The sequence below is a fragment of the Nocardiopsis sp. ATB16-24 genome (assembly GCF_030271535.1).
Lineage (GTDB): Bacteria > Actinomycetota > Actinomycetes > Streptosporangiales > Streptosporangiaceae > Nocardiopsis.
In genome coordinates this window covers 31,496-51,815 of sequence record NZ_JASCXJ010000020.1, presented here as the reverse complement: position 1 = coordinate 51,815, position 20,320 = coordinate 31,496, and the positions used below count along the sequence as shown (strand labels likewise).

The window sequence follows — 20,320 nt, the reverse complement described above, 5'->3', positions numbered from 1 at the left end:
CGCGCAAGCCCTCCTCCACCCGGTGTTCTCCGAGGGCGGAGGAGGGCGCTCGTCCACCGAGGGCTATTCCAGGGTGTCCTTGAGCTTGCCCATGACGCCTTCGCGCTTGGTGGCCTTCGAGGCCCCCTTGGTCGAGCCCTGACCCCCCTGGCCGTTGAAGGAGGCGTACAGCTCGGGGTCCGGCGGTGGAGCGCTGGCCGGTCCGCCCAGAGGATCGGGCTGGTCGAGGTAACGCAGCTCGTGCCGACCGTCGGGCCCGGTCCCCCGGGTGGCCCAGTGGGCCCGGGAGGCCTCCGTGCCGTCGGACAGGCCCCAGATCGTGTTGGCGTGTTCCTGGTTCTCCTCGTCGAACAGCGCGTCGGGGGCGATCTCGCCCTCGACGCCGTCCTCCTGAAGTTCCTCGATGGCGGCCAGCCACATGTTCTGGTGGACGGTGTCCCGGGCCAGGTTGAACTGGAGCATCGCCTTGACCCCGGGGTCGTCGGTCATGTTGTACAGGCGCGCGGTCTGTAGTCTGCCCTGGGCCTCGGCGGCGACATTGGCGCGAAAGTCCGCCAACAGGTTCCCGCTGGCCACGATGAACTTGCCGTTCCACGGGGTGCCCCTGGCGTCGGTGAGCATGGCCCCGCCTCCGGAGACGATGGCCTGCTGCGGGTCCATGCCGCCCACGATGGCCGCCACCGCCGGGTCCTCGACCGCCTTGGCCACGGTGGTGGAGGGCGCGCCCTCCAGCAGCCGCGCCACCATCGTGGCGAGCATCTCGACGTGGCCGATCTCCTCGGTGGCCACGTCCATGATCAGGTCCTTGTACTTGCCCTCGATGCGGCAGTTCCATCCCTGGAACAGGTACTGCATGGTGACGGTCATCTCGCCGTAGGCGCCGCCGATGAGCTCTTGGAGCTTCATCGCGTAGTGGGCGTCGGGAGCCTCGGGCTTGGCCTCGAACTGCAACCGCTTGGTGTGTCGGAACATTCTCTCGCCTCACCGGGGGATGTGATCACGGACGCCGGTCGTCCTGGCGGTCGCTACCCCAGGGCACGGGCGGCAAGCACGCTTGGAACAGAATTGGACAGCGCTATGACCACCCTGAAGACGAGCGGTACCGGACGAAGGGGCGGTGCGGAACCGGCGGAGGAGGTGACGTGCCGACGGCGTCGGTGTCGTAGCCGCGTGCCGCCCGGGCGGCACGCGGGCGCTCACTCCACCCGATGGAGTTCGACCTCGCGCAGGTGCCCGTTTTCGGCCACGGCGGTCATGTAGGTGTGGTGGGGCCGGCGGCGCCGGTCCGTGGGGGAACCCGGGTTGAGGAGACGGAGCCCGGAGGGGGAGACGGTGTCCCAGGGAATGTGCGAGTGTCCGAACACCACCACGTCGCAGTCGCCGAAGCGCCGCTCGCAGCGCCTTTCGCGGCCCCGGCTGTCCCCGGTCTCGTGCACGACCGCGAAACGCACGCCGCCGAGCGTGACACGGGCGGTCTCGGGCAGCCGTGCGCGCAGTTCGGGCCCGTCGTTGTTGCCGTGCACACCGACCAGACGCCGTGCGCGCGCCGACAGGCGCTCGAAGCCCTCCAGGTCGCACCAGTCCCCGGCGTGGATCACGACGTCGGCCCGATCGACCTCACGCCACACCTGTTCGGGCAGATCACGGGCGCGGCGCGGCATGTGGGTGTCGGACATGATCAGCACACGCATGGCTCCAGCCTAGGCGCCCGAGGGCCCCTCGCTCAGCCTTCACCGCCGATGGTGTTGTATCCGTCCACCCGCTCCTGCCCCGACATCCGGTGGATGGCGTCCATGACGCGGTCGGTGATCATCCTGCGGGCCTTGCCCGGGGCCAGGTGATCGTAACCGGTGGAGAAGTCCATCGGCTCGCCGAAGCGGATGGTGAAGGGGCGGGGACGCGGCATGGACGCGCCGATGGGCTGCACGTGTTGGGTGCCGCTGAGGGCCACCGGCACGACCGGTGCCTTGGACTCCATCGCCAACAGGCCCACGCCGGTACGGCCCCGGTACAGGCGGCCGTCACGGGAACGGGTGCCCTCGGGGTAGATCACGCAGGCCTCGCCCTCGCGCAGCCGGTCCAGCATCATCTCCAGGGACAGCATGGCTCCCCGTGCGTCGGCCCGTTGCACCGGCATGGCCCCCAACGAGGTGAACAGTGCGCGGGTGAGGCCGCCCTTGAGGCCGCGGCCCTCGAAGTAGTCGGACTTGGCCAGGAAACGCACCCGGCGCTGTGTCACCGACAGGGGGATGACCACACTGTCCACGAACGACAGGTGGTTGCTGGCGAGCAGTACCGCACCGGTCTTGGGGATGTTCTCCCGGCCCTGGACGGTCGGGCGGCACAAGGTACGGGCCAGGACCGAGGCCGTTTGCCGCAACGCACCGTAGAGCACGAGTTCTCCCTCACCAATGGCCGGATGACGCAGTCCAATGTAAGGGCGACCGGTGGGTAACCACGGATCGGAGTGCTCAGAAGGTGCGCCGGCTCACCCGGTGGGGACGAGGGGCCCCACGGGCGGCGGCCGCGGTCAGTCCGTGCGGCGCCATTCGGCGTTGGCCCCGCACACCACCACACAAGGACGCTCGCCGGGAACGCGTCCCGCGAGCCAGGCCGCGAAGGGTACGGCCGCGGCCGGCTCCGTGGCGATGCGGAACTCCTCCCACAGACGGTCCTGGGCCTGGACGATCTCGGCGTCGTCGACCAGCGCCGGCGTCACCGGATGGGCGCTCAGCACCTCGAAGGGCACCCGGCCCAGGGCGGCGGCGCCCAGGGCGGAGGAGGCCACCGACTCCACGGGGCCCTGCACGGGGCGGCCCGCGGCCAGCGCGGAGTGCATGCTCTGGCAGCCCTCGGGCTCCACCCCCACCACCCGGCGACCCTGCGCACCCAGACGCACCCCGGCGACCAGCCCGCCACCGCCCACCGCGACCGCGACGGTGTCGCACTCGGGAGCGTCGGTGGCGATCTCCAGGCCGATCGTGCCCTGGCCGGCGACGACGAGCGGATCGTCGAAGGCGTGCAGGTAACGCACCCCTTCGCTCTCGGCGCGTTCCCTGGCCGCCTCGGCGGCCACGGCGTAGTGCTCGCCGACCCGGACGATCTCGGCACCGGTGGCCGCCAACGGCGCCGCCTTGGCCTGGGGAACGGTCTGGGGAACGTAGACCGTGGCCTGGACGCCGAGCATCCGGGCCGCGGTCGCCACTCCGAGCCCGTGGTTGCCGCCGGAGGCGGTGATCACGCGGTCGGTGTCGGGGCCGCCCAGCAGTGCGTTGAGCGCCCCGCGCAGCTTGAAGGCACCCGTGCGCTGTAGGTGTTCGAGCTTGAGCGTCAGCGGCCGTCCGTCGACCTCGGTGTGCAGGACCGGGGTGCGGCGGGCGTAGGGGGCGATGCGTTCGGCGGCCGCACGGACGTCGGTGGCCGTGAGTGCGACGTGCGCTGTCTTGGGGCTCATGGATACCACTGTGCCGCTACTGGGTATTAACTTAAAGTTAAGACTGCTAAAGATACTTAAGTAAAAGTTTGTACCCTTATTTGTGCCAAGGTGGTGGGTTCGATGCTGGACGCCAACCGGCTGCGCGTGCTGGTGGAGATCGCGCACGCCGGGTCGATCGCGGCGGCGGCCGAACGACTCTCCTTCACCCCGCCCGCCCTGTCCCAGCAGCTCACCAAACTCGAAGGGGAGGTCGGCTGCCGTCTGGTCGAACGTCATCGCACCGGCACCACCCTCACCGAGGCGGGCAGGGTCCTTCTGGGCTACGGCGAGCGGGTGCTGGGAGAGCTGCGCGACGCCGAGGCCGCCGTGCGCGCCCTGTCGGGGGCCTCGCCCGAACGGCTGTCCCTGGGCGCCTTCGCCAGCGCGGGCAAGGTCCTGCTGCCCGCCACCCTCGCCGCCTTCGGGAACCAACACCCTCAGGTGCGGGTGTCCCTGGCCGACATCGAGCCTCCCGGCGGGTACGACCTGGTCACCTCCGGAGAGCTGGATCTGCTGCTGACCCACCGCTACCCCGGCGTTCCCCTGCCCCGGGCGGGGGGTCTGCACCGTGAACGCGTCCTGGTGGACCCGTTGATGGTGGTGGCCCCCACCGGCCACCCGATCACCGACCACGACCCGTCCCTGGCCGAGCTGGCCGGACAGGAGTGGATATGCGGAGCCCCGGGCATCCACAACCGCGTCAGTCTGGAGAGCGCCGCCGCTGCCGCCGGGGTGCGTGTGGACGTGGTCTACGAGACCCGGGACTACGAGGTGGCCCTGGCCCTCATCGAGGCCGGTGTGGGCCTGGCCCTGATCCCTCTCAGCATCCTGGGCGCGGCCCGCGCGGGAGGCTGGGTGAGCCGCCCCCTGCGCGACGTCCGACTGGCCCGCGAGATCTACGCCGTACACCGCCCCCGGCCGCCGGAACCGGTCCCCGCCATGGTCGCCGTTCTGCGCGGTGTCGCGAGTCGGGCGTTGGAACCGGGCGCCTCCGGGGGACGGGCCGCCGGAGGCGGCTGAGGGCACCGATCCTCACAGCGGCGAGGCGCCCGGCGGGGTGGGCGCGCTCCAGCGGTACATCAGGGCCAGCAGCCGCACGGTGAAGCACAGGACCGCCCCCACCACGGAGATCCAGCCCCAGGTCAGACCGACGGTGTAGGCCAGGGCGACCAGACCCGCGCCGATCAGGGCCGGGATCGCGTACAGGTGCGAGTTCGAGCTGAGCACGGTGGGGACCCGGTTGAGCAGCACGTCGCGGATGGTTCCGCCGCCCACACCCGTCAGGACGCCCAGAAGGGTGGCCTGCAAGGGGCCGAAGCCCAGCTCCAGGGCCTTGGTCACACCGATCACCGCGAACAGACTCAACCCCGCCGCGTCGAAGATCAGGATGGGCTTGGCCAGGTGGGTGAGTTGGCGGCTGAGGAAGAAGGCGACGGTGGCGCCCAACAGGGCGGTGCAGATGTAGCGCCAGTCCTGGAAGGTCTCGGGGGTCACCCCGAGCAGCAGGTCCCGTATGATGCCGCCCCCCAGAGCGGTCACCAGGCCCAGGACCATGACACCGACGATGTCCACGCGTGCGGTCCGAATGGCGGTCAGCGCCCCGTCGATGGCGAAGGCGAGGATGCCGATGAGGTCGAGGATGATGATCAGCGTCTTGGTGGACATGGGCATGTGCCGGGGCGGCGGTTCCTTCCGTTCGACCGGATCCCGACCGGTCATTGCACCACGGCCTCCCTCGGGCCGGGCACCCCACGACGCGACCCGTCCGAGAACGCGCCGGGCCCTCCTGGGATCGCCGACGGCGTGTCGGCCCTTCCCCGTGGTCGGGCGATGGAGAACATCGGAGGCGAACGGGAAACGGGCGGAATGAGGGCGTATGCGGCACAGGGACGTGGTGGTCATCGGTATGGGGCCGGGCGGTGAGACCGTCGCGGAGCGGTTGCTCTCCGCGGGCAGGGACGTGGCGGTGGTCGAGCGTGAGCTCATCGGCGGTGAGTGCGGTTACTGGGCCTGCGTCCCCACCAAGGTGCTGCTGCGTCCCCCCGCGGTGCGCAGGGAGGCCGAGGACGCGGCCGGGGTCACCCGTCCGGACCTGGACTGGCCGGGGCTGCGAGCCTATCGCGACCAGATGATCCGTCACCTGGACGACTCCGAGCAGATCGAAGGGTATCGGAGACGAGGAGCCCTGGTGCTCAAGGGAGGGGCGCGTCTGACCGGCCGCGATCCGTGGCGCGTGGAGGCGGAAGGCACCCAGATCACCGCCGATCATGTGGTGGTGGCCACCGGTTCGGAGGCGGTGCGGCCTCCGATCGAGGGATTGGAGGACCTGGACGCCTCGGTGGTGTGGACCAACCGGGAGGCCACCTCCCTCACCCGGATCCCCGAACGGGCGATCGTGGTCGGCGGCAGCGCCGTGGGCGTGGAACTGGGGCAGTTCCTGGCCCGGATGGGTTCGCGGGTGACCCTCGTCCAACGCGGTCCCCGCCTGATGGACCGGGAGGAGCCCCGGCTGAGCTCTTTGGTCGGTGACCAGTTCGCACGGGACGGCATCACCGTGCGCCTGGACACCGAGGTCTCCTCCGTGGTCCAGAACGGCGAGGAGGTCCAGGCCACCCTGGACGACGGTGGGCGGGTGCGCGCCGACGTGGTGGTGCTCGCCACCGGACGTCGTCCCCGCACCCGCGGACTCGGACTGGAGGAGATGGGCGTGCGGACGGACCACGGCGCCCTCCTGGTCGACGAGCACTGCCAGGCCGCACCGGGGTTGTGGGGAGTCGGCGACGTGACCGCGAAGGCGATGTTCACCCACGTGGCCAAGTACCAGGGGCGCATGGTCGTCGACGGCATCCTGGGCCGTGCTCGTAGGGCCGACTACACCGCCGTGCCGCGCGTGGTCTTCTCCCACCCCGAGATCGCGGGCGTGGGCCTCACCGAGGAGCAGGCCAGGGACCAGGGCATCGACACCGTCACCGCCGAGGTGGACCTGCCCGAGACCCTGGTCCGGCCCTGGACCCATGAGACCGAACCACGCGGCACCCTCGGCCTGGTGGCCGACCGCGAACGGGGGGTGCTCGTGGGCGCGTGGGCGTTCGGGCCGATGGCCGGTGAGTGGATCCACACCGCCGCGCTCGCCATCCGTACCGGCCTGCCGGTCGCGGCCCTTGGCGACACGATCCCACAGTTCCCGACCTTCAACGAGGCCTACCTCATCGCCGTGGACCGGCTCGCCCTGTGAGACCGGTACGCTTTCGGCCTCAGCCCCCGGACGCGGCCAGGGCCTTGGCCTCCTCGGCCTCCACGCTCTGGTTCCACGCGGCCTTGGAGGCCTGCCAGCCGTCCTCGTCACGACCCGACCTCCAGTAACCCGAGATCGACAACCGCTCCTTGGGAAGGCCGTGCTCGACGCGCAACAGACGGCGCAGGTCACGGACGAAGGCGGCCTCTCCGTGCACGAAGGCGTGGACCCCGCCCTCGGGGAAGTCCAGGGAGCGAACGGCCGGCACCAGGAGCGATCCCACGGGCCGATCCCCACGGTGCAGCCACCGCACGTGCACGTTCTGGCCGCCGGCGAGTTCGATCTCCTCCTCAGGGCCTTCGACCTCCACGAACACGTGGGCGAGGGCGTGGGGGGCGAGCCGTTCCACGGCGGCGGCGATGGCGGGCAGGGCGCTCTCGTCACCGGCCAGGAGGTGCCAGTCGGCCTCGGGGTCGGGGGAGTAGCCTCCGCCCGGACCCAGCAGCCGGACCCGGTCGCCGGGCCGGGCGGCGGCGGCCCACACGGCGGCCAGGCCCTTGTCTCCGTGGTGGACGAAATCGAGGGTGAGTCGCAGGGCCTCGGGGTCCCAGGATCGCACGGTGTAGGTGCGGGTGACCGGCCACTCCTGGCGGGGTCGCTCGGCGCGGAACCGGTCCAGGTCGAAGGACTCGGGGTCGCCGGGGGCGGGCGGCGGAAAGAGCAGTTTGACGTAGCTGTCGGTGTGCCCACGGGTGGCGAAGGCGGACAGGCCCTCCCCACCGAGCACGACCCGGATCATGTGCGGCGTGAGCCACTCGACGCTCTCCACCCGGCCGGTGTGGACGGTCCTGCTCCCACGTTCCCTCTGCTGCGCCACGAAGCCTCCTCATTCGGGTCAGGTTAGCCAACCCTAAGTAAGGCACACCGTAGGGTAAGGGGAGGTAAAGGGCAAGACCACGCCGAGGTGGGAGCCCTTTTCAGGCCGCGTCGGGACGATCCTGTTCGGGGCTTTGCTCGGGGCGGGTGAACGCCGAGTGCAACCGGTGGTCCTGTTCGTGGACCCCCGTGCGCAACGCCGCCAGCCAGGCCGCGCCGCCCGCCGTGCACCCGGCCATGGTGATCGTGGACCTGGCCGCCCCCAGCGCGAGCTTGCGCGTGAGCGCGGCGCGCACCGGCTCCGACCCGGCCAGGACCCCGCCCACCAGGACCACGGGCAGTCTCTCGCCGGGACTGCGCACCTGATGCACCGAGCGCGCCAGGTGCCCGGCGGCGGCCTCCACGATCACCCCGGCCGCCGGATCCCCCAGTTCGTGGGCCTGACTGACCAAGGGGGCGAGCTCGGCGAGTGCGACCGGGGCCGCGGCGGTCAGGGCGCGGGCGAAGTCGCGGGCGTGCTCCTCGGGCGGGCGGCCTCGGCCGTGCGCCGACCCGTGCCCGGAGAGGACGCGTTCGGACACCGCACGCGCCAGCGGGCTGAGTTCTCCGCCCCGGGACAGCTGCCGCGCCGTCTCCCGAGCCGCCTGGTGGCCCATCCAGACCCCGGAGCCCTCGTCGCCGATCAACCAGCCCATCCCGTCGGCCGAACGGGCCCGCTCGCGCCCTTCGATGCGGGTGGCGATCGCCCCGGTACCGGCGATCAGTACCGTGCCGTCGGCCGCGGGGGTCCCCGAGGCGAAGGCGACCTCGTCGTCGCCGGTGAACACCCCGCATCCGGCAGGCAGGCCCGCGTCGATCAGCGCGCGTACCATCCGGTCGCGCACGTCCTTCTCCCGCAGGGAGGAGACCCCGGCCAGACCGACCACGGCGGCGGCGACGCTTCGGCGGGCGCGGGCGTCGGCCTGGTCCAAGGCCAGGCCGACCGCCTCGGAGAGCCGCTCCGCGGCCGTCCGCGCACCGTGGGCGTTGGGGTTGCAACCCTCGGCCCTGGCCTCGCCGACCCGTTCTCCTGACAACGTGGTCACCAGTGCCCGTGTGGTGGTCCCCCCGGCGTCCACCCCCACCACGAATCCGTCCCGACCGTCGTGGTCGGAGGAGTCGGACCGGGCCCGGGAAGAAGAGGTAGTAGTACGTGTCACAGAGGAAAGGTGCCCCGGGAAGAAGCAGGTTACTCACCCGCTCCGACGAAGGGGCGCCGCACGCCGAGAGGAGGGCGAAAAACAGTGGCGTCCACCCGAGCGCGAATGAAAGGGTCTGCCCATGGCGGACGTGCGACAGGACGAGCCCTCCGGGGCGCCATGTCGCGTGCGCGGGCCCGGGAACCGCGCGGGAGGGGTCCCCCGGCGTCGTGGAGGTCCACGAGGAGCCGACGCCCTTCCTTCCCCGGCCGACCTCCGAACACCGGCCGCCGACGCCCGGGCGGGTCCACGGACGCCGTCCATCCGGGTACCGCTCGTCCCCGACGCCGCTCGCCCCCGACCACCTGGGCGGGGCCGCGCGCGGAGTAGGCCCTCGGAGTCGTCGCCGCGCCGGACACCGCCGAGCACACCCCACGCCCACCCTCGTGCGGCGTGGTCTTTCGGCCGCCACGGCGCACCGGACCACCGGGCGCCGTCACCGTGCCACCGACGAAGGAACGACAGATGACGATCACTCCCGACCCCGGCGCCGACTGGGTCGTACGGGGAACCGACCGCGACGAGTACACCGAGGTGATGCGCGTCGTCAACGAGGCCCTGCTGATACCGGAGCGACCCGAGGAGCGCGAGCACCTCGTCCGCCCCTTCATGGACGCCGAGGGCTACGACCGTGTCCTGGTGGCCGTGGACGGCGACGAGGTCGTGGGGACGGTCAACGGCTTCGCCTTCGAGATGACGATGCCCGGCGGTCCCCGTGCGGTCACCGGCGTGACCGGTGTGGGGGTGTGGCCCACCCATCGGCGCCGGGGCATCCTCAGCGCGATGATGCGCCGTCAACTCGCCGACGTCCACGCGCGCGGAGACAGGTACGCCGCGCTGTGGGCGTCCGAGGGCGCCATCTACGGCCGCTTCGGCTACGGTCGGGCGGCCACCGAGATGGAGACCTTCGTACGAGCGCCCCACACCGCCCTTCGGCCCGACGCCCCCCGCGACCCGGACCTTCGCGTCCGCCTGGCGGACCCCGGACAGGTCCGCCCCGACCTGGAACGGGTGCACCGCGAGGTCGCCGCCGTCCAGGTGGGCCAGTTCCAACGCGCCGCGCACTGGTGGGACCGCGTCCTACGCGACGTGCCCGGGGCACGCGAGGGCAGGGGGCCGTTGCGGGCCGTGGTGGTCGGCGGACCACGGGGCCCGCTGGGTTACGCGCTCTACCGCACCCGCGGTGAACGGGAACAGGACGGCGCGCACGGCGAGGTGCACGTCAAGGAGATCACCGCCACCACCCCGGCCGCCTGGACCGCCCTGTACGAGCACCTGTTCGGGCGCGACCTCGTCGGCAAGGTCTCCTTCGAGTTCCTGGCCCTGGACGACCCGCTGCGCCACCTGCTCCTGGACCCCGATCGAGCGGCGCCCACGTTGTACACCTCCTTGTGGCTGCGGCTGGTGGACGTGCCCGGAGCCCTGGCCGAGCGCTCCTACTCCGTTCCCTTCGAAGCGGTCCTGGAGGTCACCGACGGGTACGCGCCGTGGAACGCCGGACGCTGGCACGTCAAGGCGGACACCGGAGGCGCCCGGGTGGAGGCCACCGACGCCGACCCCGACCTCAGCCTGGACGCCGCCCACCTGGGGGCGGCCTACCTCGGCCAGACCACACTGGACGGTCACCTGCGCGCGGGACTGCTCACCGAGCACACCCCGGGCGCGGTGGAGCGCCTGGACCGGGCCCTGCACCGCGCCCGGGCGCCGTTCTGCGGGCTGATCTTTTGACGGTCAGCCCCCGAGCGCGTCGACCAACCGGTCCACGTCGGACTCGTCGTTGTACAGGTGGAACGCCGCCCGCAACCGCCCGTTGCGGACGGCGGTGCCGATTCCGGCCTCGGTGACGCGTTCGGCGACCCCCTCGGAGAGGGGCACCGACACGATCGCCGAACCCGTCGGTTCCATGTCCATGGCCGCACGGAAACGGTCGGCGAGGGCGACGTTGTGCGCGCCCACCTGCGCGATCCCCACCTCCTCCAACAGGGCCAGGGACTCCGCCAGGGTGATCCACGCGGGCCACACCGGAGGCAGGTCCAGGCGACGGGCGGTCTCGGCCAACCGTGGCGGGCCTCCGTACAGCGACGTCGACCGGTCCAGACCCGCGTACCAGCTCGGCGCCTGGGGCCGGAGCGCGGCCAGGGCCTCGGGGGTGCCTGTCAGCATCGCGGCTCCGCGCATGCCCATCAGCCACTTGAAGGTCGAGCACACCGTGTAGTCGATCCGGCCCGCGTCCAACGGAAGCCACCCGGCGGACTGGGTGGTGTCCACCAGCAGACGCGCGCCGTGCTCGGCGCAGGCCTCGATCAGATCGTCCACGGGAGCGAGGGCGCCGTCGGCGGACTGTACGGCCGAGACCGCCACCAGGGAGGTCCCGCGGTCGACCTTCTCCGCCAGGTGCTCCAGGGGCACCCGGTGAACGTCGAGGCCGTGCTCCCGGGCCATCAGGGGAAAGGTCACGGAACTGAACTCGTCGACGGCGGTCAGCACGCGCGAACCGGGCGGCAGGCTCGCGGCGACGGTACCGACGAACGGGGAGACGTGGGTGCCGATGGCCACGTCGTCCGCGGACACACCGCTGACACGGGCGTAGGCGGCGCGGACCCGGTCGACGACGAGATCGGAGTCGGACATGGAGAAGCGGCCGGTGGCCACCTCGGCGGTGTGCCGTTCCAGGGCCCGCAGCGCCCGATGGGGCGTCAGACCGTACGTGGCGGTGTCGAGGAAGGTGACCTGAGCGGAGAACTGTCGTCGCGCGGCGCGCAGGCGGGTACGGCTGGAGTCGTCCATGCCTTGATGGTCGCCGGTGCGAGGGGACGACGTAAAGGCCCTCCGTCTGGCCGGGAGGACCTCCCTCAGTTGCGGAACTTGGCCTTGGCGTCGGTGGAGCCCGCCATGAGCTTGTTGAGCAGGCGGACGAACTCTTGACGCTCCTCGGGTTCGAGGGCCGCGGCCCAGGCGCTCTCACGCCGGTTGTGCGCGCGGAAGCCACCGAGGATCGCGCCGTAGCCGGCCTCGGTGAGGCTGAGCTGGAGGGCGCGCCGGTCGTGGGAGGCGCGTTCGCGCACGATGAGGCCGTCGCGTTCGAGGGTGTTGAGCAGCGCGGACAGGGCCGCGCGGCTCATTCCGGAGATCTCGGCGGTGGTCTTGGCCTCCATGGGACCGGCCAGCCACAACGCGAAGATCACACGGAACCCCGGCCAGGTGAGTCCACGAGGACGGTGAACGGAGGACTCCAGGTCGTAGATGACCATGCTCGCGGCTCGGCTGAGGGTCAGGATCATGCGCATGGCGTCGGCGTCGACCGAGGGCAGTTCCTGCTCGGCCTTGCGCACCGCGTAGTCCACGAAGGACCAGAAGGTGAGGTCGCTCGGGGGGAGGGCGTTGTGGGTCACGATCACCAGCGTAGTACTTGGCGTACGAACGCTGTTCACCGTTTTCCCCCCGTCCCGTCGTGTAGGGCGAGCAGGACGCCCGCTCGGCGCGTCCGTCCGTCCGGGAGCGGGACGGCGAGGCTCGGCCCGCGTGTGACCTGCGACACTCCTCAGGTGGCTTCACGCCTCTTGGTGTTGTGGCGTGGGGCACGTTATGGTCTGATTATCAAACCTTTGATTAAAAGGGTGGCGGTCGCCACCCGAAGCGAGTGAAGGGCCCGACCATGGCAGCCAAGCCGTTCGCCTCATCCGCCGACACCCAGGCCAAGGAGCAGACCCTGGAGGTACTGGCCGACGGGGTCTACGCGCTCACCGCCGAGGGCGACCCGAACGTGGGCGCCATCGAGGGCGAGGACTTCCTCGTGGCCTTCGAGGCCCTCGCCACCCCGACCGCGGCCAAGGAGTGGCTCGCCAAGCTGCGCGAGCACACCGACAAGCCCGTGCGCTACCTGGTGCTCTCGCACTACCACGCGGTCCGTGTCCTGGGCGCCAGCGCCTTCGACGCCGAGATCATCCTCACCCACGAAAAGACCCACGAACTCATCCGCGAGCGCGGCAAGGAGGACTGGGAGAGCGAGTTCGGCCGCATGCCCCGCCTGGCCAAGGACGCCGACTCCGTGCCCGGCCTGACCTGGCCCACCCAGACCTTCGCCGACCGCACCACCATCGACCTGGGCGGCGACCGCGGAGAACTCGTCCTGGAGTACTTCGGCCGCGGACACACCGAGGGCGACATCGTCGCCTGGCTGCCCGAGCACAAGATCCTCTTCGCGGGGGACCTCGTCGAGGCCCAGGCCGCCCTCTACACCGGAGACGCCTTCCACCACGACTGGGCCGGACCGACCCTGGACCGTGTCAAGGCCCTGGAGGCCGAGATGCTCGTCGGCGGTCGCGGCGCCGTCAGCCGGGGTCGCGAGGAGGTCGACGCCGCCATCGAGCAGACTCGCAACTTCCTCCAGGTCATGATCGACCAGGTCGGCGCGGTCCACCGACGCGGCGGCACCCTCAAGGAGGCCTTCGACGCCACCCACGCCGCCCTGGTCGACGACTACGGGCACTGGCCCATCTTCGAGCACTGCCTGCCCTTCGACGTCTCCCGCCTGTGGGACGAGTTCTCCGGCATCGAACGCCCCGTCATCTGGACCGCCGAGCGCGATCGCGAGGTCTGGGACCAGCTCCAGAACTGAGCCCGCCCACCAGTCGCCCGTCCCCGTCGCCCGTACGGGACGCCTACGCCGAACGGAGCCAACACATGCGACCCCCTGCTCCACGCACCCCCACCGACGAACCCGTCCTGGTACTGGGCGCCGGGCCCGTCGGCCAGACGGCGGCCCTGCTGCTGGCCCGGCGCGGCGTCCCCGTACTGGTCGTGGACGCGCGCCCCGCCCGTGAGGCCATCGGGTCCAAGGCCATCTGTCAGCAACGCGACGTGCTCGACGTGTGGGACTGGTTGGGCGCCGGAGTCATCGCCGAACAGGGGCTCACCTGGGACACCGCCCGCACGTTCTACCGTGAGCACGAACTGTTCAGCGTCCACCTGTCCGACCCGGGCGCCTCGCCCCTGCCCCCCTTCGTCAACATCTCCCAGTCCCGCACCGAGGAGGTGCTCGACGAACGCCTGGCCGAGGCCGGTGTACCGATCCTGTGGCGACACCGGGTCACCGGCCTGACCCAGGACGAACACGGCGTCACGGTCGCGTGCGACACCCCCGAGGGCACGGTGTTCCTGCGCGGCCCCTACGCCCTGTCGTGCCTGGGCGCCCACGGCGGCGTGGTCCGTGAGGCCCTCGGGATCTCCTTCGACGGCACGACCTTCGACGACCGTTTCCTCATCTGTGACATCCGCGCGGACCTGGGCGGGTGGGAACGGGAACGCCGCTTCTACTTCGACCCGGAGTGGAACCCCGGCCGCCAGGTGCTCATCCACCCCTGCCCCGACTCGGTCTACCGCATCGACTGGCAGGTCCCCTCCGACTTCGACCTGGCCGCCGAAGAGGCCGGCGGACGGTTGGACGCCCGCATCCGCAAGATCATCGGAGATCGGCCCTATGAGATCGTGTGGCACTCGGTCTACCGATTCCACACCCGCGTGGCCGACCGCATGCGCGTGGGACGCGTCCTCCTGGCGGGCGACAACGCCCATCTGGTCGCGCCCTTCGGCGCCCGAGGTCTCAACTCCGGAGTCCAGGACGCGGAGAACGCCGCCTGGAAACTCGCCTACGTCCTGGCCGGATGGGCGGGGGAGGAGCTGCTGGAGAGCTACCACACCGAACGCCACGCCGCGGCCCTGGAGAACGCCGAGATCACCAGCGCCACCATGCGCTTCCTCGTCCCCCACGACGACCAGGAGCACCGCACACGCCTCACCGTGCTGGAACAGGCCCTGACCCAGGAGGAGGCCCGCGCCCGAGTCGACTCCGGGCGCCTGGCCGAACCGTTCTGGTACACCGACTCGACCCTGACCACCCCCTGCCCCGAACGGCCCTTCCGCGGAAGACCCCCGCGTGGACAGGCCCCCGACCCCTGCCCCGGGGTCCTCATGCCCGACGCCCCCGTCACCCTGCCCGGCCACAGCACCCCCTCCCGCATCCGTTCGCTGCTGCGTGAGGGCCTGACCCTGCTGCTGGGCCCCGCCCCCGACGGCAAGGACCCCGACGCCTTCCTGTCAGGGGTACGCACCGCCGCGCGCCAGAGCACCACGGCCCCCGTCACCGCCCTGTACCTGCACGAGGTCGACGGCACCGGCGCGCTCACCAAGGCACTGGCCCCCCGCCCCGGCCAGGTGTGGGTGGTGCGCCCCGACGCCCACATCGCCGCCATCGTCACGGCCGAGGACCTCTCCACGGTGCGCTGCGCGGTGCGCACCTGCCTCGGGCTCTCCGCCTCCGCCTTGCCCGACACGGCCGGCGGCGAACCCGCCCCGACCACCTGACCGTTTCCGACCCACACGCAGGGAGAACACCGCCATGGCCTACTACCGGCAGGTGGGCGAGGTGCCCCGCACCCGCCACACCCAGCACCGCAACCCCGAGGGCGGCCTGTACTACGAGGAACTGATGGGGGAGGAGGGCTTCTCCTCCGACTCCTCGCTGCTCTACCACCGCGCCATCCCCTCGGCCATCGTCGACGCCGCCGAGTGGCGGGTCCCCGACCAGACCCGCACGCCCAACGCGCCGATGGTGCCCCGCCACCTGAGACTGCACGACCTGTTCCCCGGGCAGGGGTGGAAGGGCGCGGACGTGGTGGAGTCGCGCCGCCTGGTCCTGGGCAACGACGACGTGCGCATCTCCTACGTGGTGGCCGGAGCCCCCTCCCGGCTGTACCGTAACGGCATCGGTGACGAGTGCGTGTACGTGGAGTCCGGCACCGCGCGTGTGGAGACCGTCTTCGGTCCGTTGGAGGTCGGCCGGGGCGACTACGTCATCCTGCCGCGCGCCACCACCCATCGCTGGGTGCCCACCGGCGACCGGCCGCTGCGCGCCTACGTGGTCGAGGCCAACAGCCACATCGCCCCGCCCAAGCGTTACCTGTCCCGGTACGGGCAGTTCCTGGAGCACGCCCCCTACTGTGAGCGCGACCTGCGCGCCCCCACCGAACCGCTGCTGGCGGAGGGCGAGAACGTGGAGGTGCTCATCAAGCACCGCGGCGACGGCCCCGGCGGCATCTCCGGAACCCGCTACACCTACCCCACCCACCCTTTCGACGTCGTGGGCTGGGACGGCTGTCTGTACCCCTACGCGTTCAACATCGAGGACTTCCAACCCATCACCGGCAGGGTCCACCAGCCGCCGCCCGTCCACCAGGTCTTCGAGGGCCACAACTTCGTCATCTGCAACTTCGTGCCGCGCAAGGTCGACTACCACCCCGGTGCCATCCCGGTGCCCTACTACCACTCCAACGTCGACTCCGACGAGGTCATGTTCTACTGCGGCGGCGACTACGAGGCCCGCAAGGGTTCGGGGATCGGCCAGGGGTCGATCTCCCTGCACCCGGGCGGTCACTCCCACGGTCCCCAGCCGGGCGCCTACGAACGCAGCATCGGGGCGGAGGCCTTCGACGAACTCGCCGTCATGGTGGACACCTTCCGACCCCTGGACCTGGGAGAGGGCGGGATCGCCTGTGACGACGGCGTCTACGCCTGGTCCTGGGCCGGCGGACGAAAGGAACAGTGATGCGCGACATCCTGTACCGCGGACTCTTCGACGACGCCGCTCTCTTCCCTCCCGGTAACGCGCCCATGGCCGAGGCGCTGCCGGCCCACCGCGCCCACCGGGCGGCCCTGCGAGCCCACTACGTCGGCCCGTTCCTGGTCTCCGACGCCCGCGTGGCCGAGCTGCGCCAGGTTCTGCGCTCGGAGGAGGACGACCACGCACCCCTCACGGTCGTGGTCACCGTCCCCGGGGGCGCCGACGCCGTCGCCCCCGCCATCGAGGCCGTCCTCGCCGACCCCGCCCTGCGCCTGGCCGGAGTCGAGGCCGCCGCCGCGCCCGGGCGGGTCCCGGCCGTCGCCTCCCGGCTCACCGCACACCTCCCCGAGGGGGTGGGCGGTTTCGTGGAGGTCTCCCGACAGGCGGACGTGCGCACCGAGTTGGAGGCCCTGGTCGGCACCGGACTCCACGCCAAGTTCCGCACCGGCGGACTCACCCCCGAGGCCCACCCCGACGAGGAGGAGCTGGCCGCGTTCCTGTACACGGTCGTGGAGCTGGGACTGTCCTTCAAGTGCACGGCCGGACTGCACCACGCCGTCCGGCACAGGACCGACGAGGGTTTCGAACAACACGGATTCCTCAACATCCTGGTGGCCACCGCCGCCCTGCTCGACGGCTCCCCGCCAAAGGAGGCGGTCGGACTGCTGGCCGAACGCGACGGCCCCCGATTGGCCGGGCTCGCGGCCGAGCTCACCGACACCGAGGCCCAGAAGGTGCGGCGGACCTTCCGCTCCTTCGGCACGTGCAGCGTCACCGAACCCCTGGAGGACCTGGTCGTCCTCGGGGCGCTGCCCGCCTCCCGTACCCACTGACCCGACCACTCCCAGAAAGGGAACGCCATGCCCGACAGCTGGCTCGACCTCGCACCGGACGCTCAGTTCGGTCTGGCCACCCTGCCCTACGGGGTGTTCAGCACCGACGCCGACCCCGCTCCGCGCACGGGCGTGGCCATCGGCGACCACGTCCTGGACCTGGGCGCCGCGGCCCGCGCGCTGGACGCGCCCTTCGCCGACATCGTCGCCCGGCCCGACCTGGACGCGCTGATGGCGGCCGGGCGACCGGTGTGGGAGCGGGTGAGGGCCGCGCTGACCGACTGGTTCACCGATCCCGCCCACGCCGACGCCGTGCGCCCCCACCTGGTCGACCGGTCCTCGGTGCGCATGCACCTGCCGTTCACCGTCGCCGACTACGTGGACTTCTACGCCTCGGAGCACCACGCGAGCAACGTCGGTCGTATCTTCCGCCCCGAACAGGAGCCCCTGACCCCGAACTGGAAGCATCTGCCCATCGGCTACCACGGCCGGGCGGGCACCATCGTGGTCTCGGGCACCGACATCGTGCGCCCCACCGGTCAGCGCAAGCCGCCGACGGAGACCTCCCCGCTCTTCGGCCCCTCGACGCGTCTGGACATCGAGGCCGAGGTCGGCTTCGTCGTGGGCACCGGCACGGAACTGGGGGAGCGGGTGTCGGTGGACTCCTTCGCCGACCACGTCTTCGGCGTGTTCCTGCTCAACGACTGGTCCTCGCGTGATCTCCAGGCCTGGGAGTACGTACCGCTGGGTCCCTTCCTGGGCAAGTCCTTCGCCACGTCGATCTCTCCCTGGATCGTGCCCCTGGCCGCCTTGGAGTCCGCCAGGGTCGAGCAGCCGGCGCAGGACCCCGAACCGCTGCCCTATCTGCGGGGAAGCCGGCCCTGGGGGCTGGACCTGCGCCTGGAGGTGCGACTCAACGGGCACCTGGTCTCGACCCCGCCCTTTTCGGGGATGTACTGGACCGCCGCCCAACAGTTGGCCCACATGACCGTCAACGGCGCCCGCCTGCGCACCGGCGACGTCTACGCCTCGGGCACCGTCAGCGGTCCCGAGGTCGGCCAGCGCGGATGTCTGCTGGAGCTGACCTGGAGCGGCAAGGAGCCGCTGCGTCTTCCCGACGGCACCGAGCGGTCCTTCCTGGAGGACGGCGACGAGGTGACGATCACCGCCACGGCCCCGGGACCGGACGGCGCGGTGGTGCACTTCGGCGAGGTCTCCGGCACGATCCTGCCCGCCCGCTGAGAAGGGGAGCCGGAACGGACGGCGAAGGGGGGAGCGCCAGGCGCGCTCCCCCCTTCGCCCTACCGAGGGGATTCCTCGACCGTCGACCCGAGAGAACATGGTGATCTACGTCGTAAAGGCAGGGGTCGTTCTCCGCGTGAGGACCGAGGAAACGGCGGTGGCGCGAAGTGAACGTCGGGACCGACGCGTCGCTTCCGCCAGAACCCGGCGGGGGTGACGGGACTCTCACCCTACGTCCCTACCCTCCACTGGAAAGGTCCCCTGGTGACCATCCTGCACTGGTTTCTCCTACTTCCCGTCGGCTGGGGCGTCCTGATCGTGTGCAAACCGCAGGTGCACTGGCGCCTCCGGTCCTGGCGGTCCCGTGGCCCCAAGACCGACCACCCCGGTGACACCTGGCTCCTCATGCACCGGCTCGGCGCGGCCGTCACGGTCATCGTCGCTCTGGTGCTGTGGGCAACGCTGTGGGAGAGCGCGCCCGACGGCGGCTCCTCCACCGACCTGGCCGACGTCTCCGAGGAGTCCTCCGACGGTCCTGAACCGCGGCCGGAGAACCACACGCTGACCACGACGTGGGGGGAGGCGGGCCGTATCTCCGGCTACACCGTGGACGCGGAGGACCGGCTCACGGTCCACGTCAGCCTGGGTTCTTGTGCTTTTCTGCATCTTGTGCGGGCCGTGGAGGGCGCGGACAGGGTCGTCCTGGCCGGCGGCGCCTCCACGGGCGAGTCGTTCTGCGAGGAGGACCCGGATGGCTCCTTGCGCGAGGTGGTGACGCTGGACCGGCCGTTGGGGGACCGTGAGGTCGTGGACTTCGACGACAAGGTCGTGCCCTTGTGCGAAGAGCGCTGCTAGCGCGCGCCTGGACCACCCCTTCCCCCGCCCCGGCGTCGAGAGTCGAGAAAGGTGCTCACAGCCGCGGGCGGCGAAAACCCGTTCGCGGTCACGGAAGGGGCATGGCGCGGGCGAGGTGGGTACGGCATGCCGTACCCACGTCAGCGGGGCCGCTCCTTCGTGGTGGAGGAGCGGCCGTGCGGGCTCCGGCTTGTGCAACGGGGCCTCGCCTACGTCGGGTTCGGGGCGGATGCGGTCCCGGGCGTCACCGGTCCCTCGTCCCGGGTCGCTCACGACCACTGTCGGCCCATGCTCGTTCGACCGACGTCCGCGTGCTTGCCGACACGAGGGCCGAACCCCCTCCCATGGCCATGTTCGACCGCTTCCTCTGCCATGGCAGGGACGGCCACGATCGGAGCGTGATCCGTCGCAGGCGGCCGTTAGCCTCAGGCGCCATGAGGACACACATCGACGTGGTGGTGGCTCACCCGTTCACGAGCGAGATGGCCCAAGTGCTCGAACAGGCCGAGAGGATCGGCGAACCCGTCACCCTCGCGTTCCTGGAGGAGGGGCGTGAAGAGGCAAGGCGTGCCGTGCTGGTGCCCGCGGCCACGTTGGCGCTCTGGGAACACTGGGCGCCCGCGGCCTACCCGATGGGGGAGGAGGGGGCCGGAACGGAACGGCCGGAGCCGGCCCACCCGGAGAAATGCGGTGCGTTCACGCTCTTTCGTCGTCGTGTGGGAGGGCGCACGGCGGTCGCTCGCCAAGGCGTGGTGGTCGCCGAACTCCTGGACCCCGACGAGGCGCACTGGCTCCAGGAGAAGGCTCGCCATGTCCGCCAGAGCTTCATGGACCCGAGGCAAAGGGCGGCGTTCGAGGAGTTCCTCGCCCGACAGCCGCCCCCTGAGGAGCAGCGACGTGTCGGCTCCCGCTCGGGCCGTGGCCGCTGACGGACGCCAGAACGTGCTC

Annotated in this window: 19 protein-coding genes; 10 read left to right on the top strand and 9 right to left on the bottom strand. The window is 71.2% G+C overall.

Going from position 1 to position 20,320, the window contains the following annotated elements; genetic code table 11:
* Nucleotides 1-63: 63 nt before the first annotated feature.
* From PFX91_RS19110 to PFX91_RS19095, 4 genes are all read right to left on the bottom strand, one after another.
* Complete coding sequence (locus tag PFX91_RS19110) at nucleotides 64-972, bottom strand: manganese catalase (RefSeq protein WP_285733807.1); 909 nt, start codon at nucleotides 970-972, stop codon at nucleotides 64-66.
* A gap of 224 nt (nucleotides 973-1,196) precedes the next feature.
* Nucleotides 1,197-1,691, bottom strand: a complete 495-nt coding sequence (locus PFX91_RS19105) for a metallophosphoesterase family protein (RefSeq protein WP_285733804.1) — start codon at nucleotides 1,689-1,691, stop codon at nucleotides 1,197-1,199.
* A gap of 32 nt (nucleotides 1,692-1,723) precedes the next feature.
* A complete protein-coding gene (locus PFX91_RS19100; protein ID WP_285733802.1) occupies nucleotides 1,724-2,395 on the bottom strand; it encodes a lysophospholipid acyltransferase family protein in 672 nt (223 codons plus the stop codon).
* Between the two features lie 135 nt (nucleotides 2,396-2,530).
* Nucleotides 2,531-3,454, bottom strand: coding sequence for a serine/threonine dehydratase (locus PFX91_RS19095; RefSeq protein WP_285733801.1), 924 nt, complete (start codon nucleotides 3,452-3,454; stop codon nucleotides 2,531-2,533).
* A gap of 102 nt (nucleotides 3,455-3,556) precedes the next feature.
* Here PFX91_RS19095 and PFX91_RS19090 point away from each other — a divergent pair, with 102 nt between their 5' ends.
* Nucleotides 3,557-4,495 carry a LysR substrate-binding domain-containing protein gene (locus PFX91_RS19090; protein ID WP_285733799.1) on the top strand — a complete coding sequence of 313 codons (939 nt, stop codon included), beginning with the start codon at nucleotides 3,557-3,559 and terminating at the stop codon, nucleotides 4,493-4,495.
* A 12-nt stretch (nucleotides 4,496-4,507) separates the two neighbouring features.
* Here the strand turns inward: PFX91_RS19090 and PFX91_RS19085 are convergent, their stop codons facing one another.
* On the bottom strand, nucleotides 4,508-5,140 hold the full coding sequence (locus PFX91_RS19085; protein ID WP_285733910.1) for a trimeric intracellular cation channel family protein: 633 nt from the start codon (nucleotides 5,138-5,140) through the stop codon (nucleotides 4,508-4,510).
* Between the two features lie 211 nt (nucleotides 5,141-5,351).
* Between PFX91_RS19085 and PFX91_RS19080 the strand changes: the two genes are divergently transcribed.
* Complete coding sequence (locus PFX91_RS19080) at nucleotides 5,352-6,710, top strand: dihydrolipoyl dehydrogenase family protein (protein ID WP_285733796.1); 1,359 nt, start codon at nucleotides 5,352-5,354, stop codon at nucleotides 6,708-6,710.
* A 19-nt stretch (nucleotides 6,711-6,729) separates the two neighbouring features.
* On the opposite strand, the gene PFX91_RS19075 is transcribed toward PFX91_RS19080, so the two are convergent.
* Complete coding sequence (locus tag PFX91_RS19075) at nucleotides 6,730-7,587, bottom strand: siderophore-interacting protein (protein ID WP_285733794.1); 858 nt, start codon at nucleotides 7,585-7,587, stop codon at nucleotides 6,730-6,732.
* Nucleotides 7,588-7,687: 100 nt separating this feature from the next.
* The gene (locus tag PFX91_RS19070) at nucleotides 7,688-8,704 is read right to left on the bottom strand and encodes an N-acetylglucosamine kinase (RefSeq protein ID WP_285733908.1); all 1,017 of its coding nucleotides are present in this window, start codon (nucleotides 8,702-8,704) and stop codon (nucleotides 7,688-7,690) included.
* Between the two features lie 585 nt (nucleotides 8,705-9,289).
* Between PFX91_RS19070 and PFX91_RS19065 the strand changes: the two genes are divergently transcribed.
* A complete protein-coding gene (locus PFX91_RS19065) occupies nucleotides 9,290-10,552 on the top strand; it encodes a GNAT family N-acetyltransferase (protein ID WP_285733793.1) in 1,263 nt (420 codons plus the stop codon).
* 3 nt (nucleotides 10,553-10,555) lie between these two features.
* On the opposite strand, the gene PFX91_RS19060 is transcribed toward PFX91_RS19065, so the two are convergent.
* A complete protein-coding gene (locus PFX91_RS19060) occupies nucleotides 10,556-11,611 on the bottom strand; it encodes an aminotransferase class V-fold PLP-dependent enzyme (protein WP_285733792.1) in 1,056 nt (351 codons plus the stop codon).
* A 65-nt stretch (nucleotides 11,612-11,676) separates the two neighbouring features.
* Nucleotides 11,677-12,216 carry a MarR family winged helix-turn-helix transcriptional regulator gene (locus PFX91_RS19055; RefSeq protein WP_285733790.1) on the bottom strand — a complete coding sequence of 180 codons (540 nt, stop codon included), beginning with the start codon at nucleotides 12,214-12,216 and terminating at the stop codon, nucleotides 11,677-11,679.
* Nucleotides 12,217-12,479: 263 nt separating this feature from the next.
* On the opposite strand from PFX91_RS19055, the gene PFX91_RS19050 reads away from it, so the two are divergent.
* The 7 genes from PFX91_RS19050 to PFX91_RS19020 all read left to right on the top strand — a co-directional run bounded on the left by PFX91_RS19050 (nucleotide 12,480) and on the right by PFX91_RS19020 (nucleotide 20,301).
* Nucleotides 12,480-13,442, top strand: coding sequence for an MBL fold metallo-hydrolase (locus PFX91_RS19050; protein ID WP_285733789.1), 963 nt, complete (start codon nucleotides 12,480-12,482; stop codon nucleotides 13,440-13,442).
* Nucleotides 13,443-13,507: 65 nt separating this feature from the next.
* Nucleotides 13,508-15,187, top strand: coding sequence for an FAD-dependent monooxygenase (locus tag PFX91_RS19045; protein ID WP_285733787.1), 1,680 nt, complete (start codon nucleotides 13,508-13,510; stop codon nucleotides 15,185-15,187).
* A gap of 34 nt (nucleotides 15,188-15,221) precedes the next feature.
* Nucleotides 15,222-16,427, top strand: coding sequence for a homogentisate 1,2-dioxygenase (locus PFX91_RS19040; protein ID WP_285733786.1), 1,206 nt, complete (start codon nucleotides 15,222-15,224; stop codon nucleotides 16,425-16,427).
* Complete coding sequence (locus PFX91_RS19035; RefSeq protein ID WP_285733785.1) at nucleotides 16,427-17,275, top strand: hypothetical protein; 849 nt, start codon at nucleotides 16,427-16,429, stop codon at nucleotides 17,273-17,275. The genes PFX91_RS19040 and PFX91_RS19035 overlap by 1 nt, the downstream gene beginning before the upstream one ends.
* 27 nt (nucleotides 17,276-17,302) lie before the next feature.
* Nucleotides 17,303-18,517 (top strand): fumarylacetoacetase, encoded by a 1,215-nt coding sequence (fahA, locus tag PFX91_RS19030; protein ID WP_285733784.1) that lies wholly within the window; start codon nucleotides 17,303-17,305, stop codon nucleotides 18,515-18,517.
* 264 nt (nucleotides 18,518-18,781) lie between these two features.
* Nucleotides 18,782-19,372 (top strand): DUF6199 family natural product biosynthesis protein, encoded by a 591-nt coding sequence (locus tag PFX91_RS19025; protein ID WP_285733782.1) that lies wholly within the window; start codon nucleotides 18,782-18,784, stop codon nucleotides 19,370-19,372.
* Nucleotides 19,373-19,806: 434 nt separating this feature from the next.
* Entirely contained in the window at nucleotides 19,807-20,301 is a 495-nt protein-coding gene (locus PFX91_RS19020) for a hypothetical protein (RefSeq protein WP_285733780.1), read from the top strand.
* Nucleotides 20,302-20,320 lie beyond the last annotated feature (19 nt).

What these genes read in the sequence shown, in the direction of transcription:
- PFX91_RS19110 (WP_285733807.1), bottom strand. Translation starts at nt 972, where the DNA reads ATGTTCCGACACACCAAGCGGTTGCAGTTCGAGGCCAAGCCCGAGGCT.
- PFX91_RS19105 (WP_285733804.1), bottom strand. Translation starts at nt 1,691, where the DNA reads ATGCGTGTGCTGATCATGTCCGACACCCACATGCCGCGCCGCGCCCGT.
- PFX91_RS19095 (WP_285733801.1), bottom strand. Translation starts at nt 3,454, where the DNA reads ATGAGCCCCAAGACAGCGCACGTCGCACTCACGGCCACCGACGTCCGT.
- PFX91_RS19090 (WP_285733799.1), top strand. Translation starts at nt 3,557, where the DNA reads ATGCTGGACGCCAACCGGCTGCGCGTGCTGGTGGAGATCGCGCACGCC.
- PFX91_RS19085 (WP_285733910.1), bottom strand. Translation starts at nt 5,140, where the DNA reads ATGTCCACCAAGACGCTGATCATCATCCTCGACCTCATCGGCATCCTC.
- PFX91_RS19080 (WP_285733796.1), top strand. Translation starts at nt 5,352, where the DNA reads ATGCGGCACAGGGACGTGGTGGTCATCGGTATGGGGCCGGGCGGTGAG.
- PFX91_RS19065 (WP_285733793.1), top strand. Translation starts at nt 9,290, where the DNA reads ATGACGATCACTCCCGACCCCGGCGCCGACTGGGTCGTACGGGGAACC.
- PFX91_RS19060 (WP_285733792.1), bottom strand. Translation starts at nt 11,611, where the DNA reads ATGGACGACTCCAGCCGTACCCGCCTGCGCGCCGCGCGACGACAGTTC.
- PFX91_RS19050 (WP_285733789.1), top strand. Translation starts at nt 12,480, where the DNA reads ATGGCAGCCAAGCCGTTCGCCTCATCCGCCGACACCCAGGCCAAGGAG.
- PFX91_RS19045 (WP_285733787.1), top strand. Translation starts at nt 13,508, where the DNA reads ATGCGACCCCCTGCTCCACGCACCCCCACCGACGAACCCGTCCTGGTA.
- PFX91_RS19040 (WP_285733786.1), top strand. Translation starts at nt 15,222, where the DNA reads ATGGCCTACTACCGGCAGGTGGGCGAGGTGCCCCGCACCCGCCACACC.
- PFX91_RS19035 (WP_285733785.1), top strand. Translation starts at nt 16,427, where the DNA reads ATGCGCGACATCCTGTACCGCGGACTCTTCGACGACGCCGCTCTCTTC.
- fahA (WP_285733784.1), top strand. Translation starts at nt 17,303, where the DNA reads ATGCCCGACAGCTGGCTCGACCTCGCACCGGACGCTCAGTTCGGTCTG.
- PFX91_RS19020 (WP_285733780.1), top strand. Translation starts at nt 19,807, where the DNA reads ATGAGGACACACATCGACGTGGTGGTGGCTCACCCGTTCACGAGCGAG.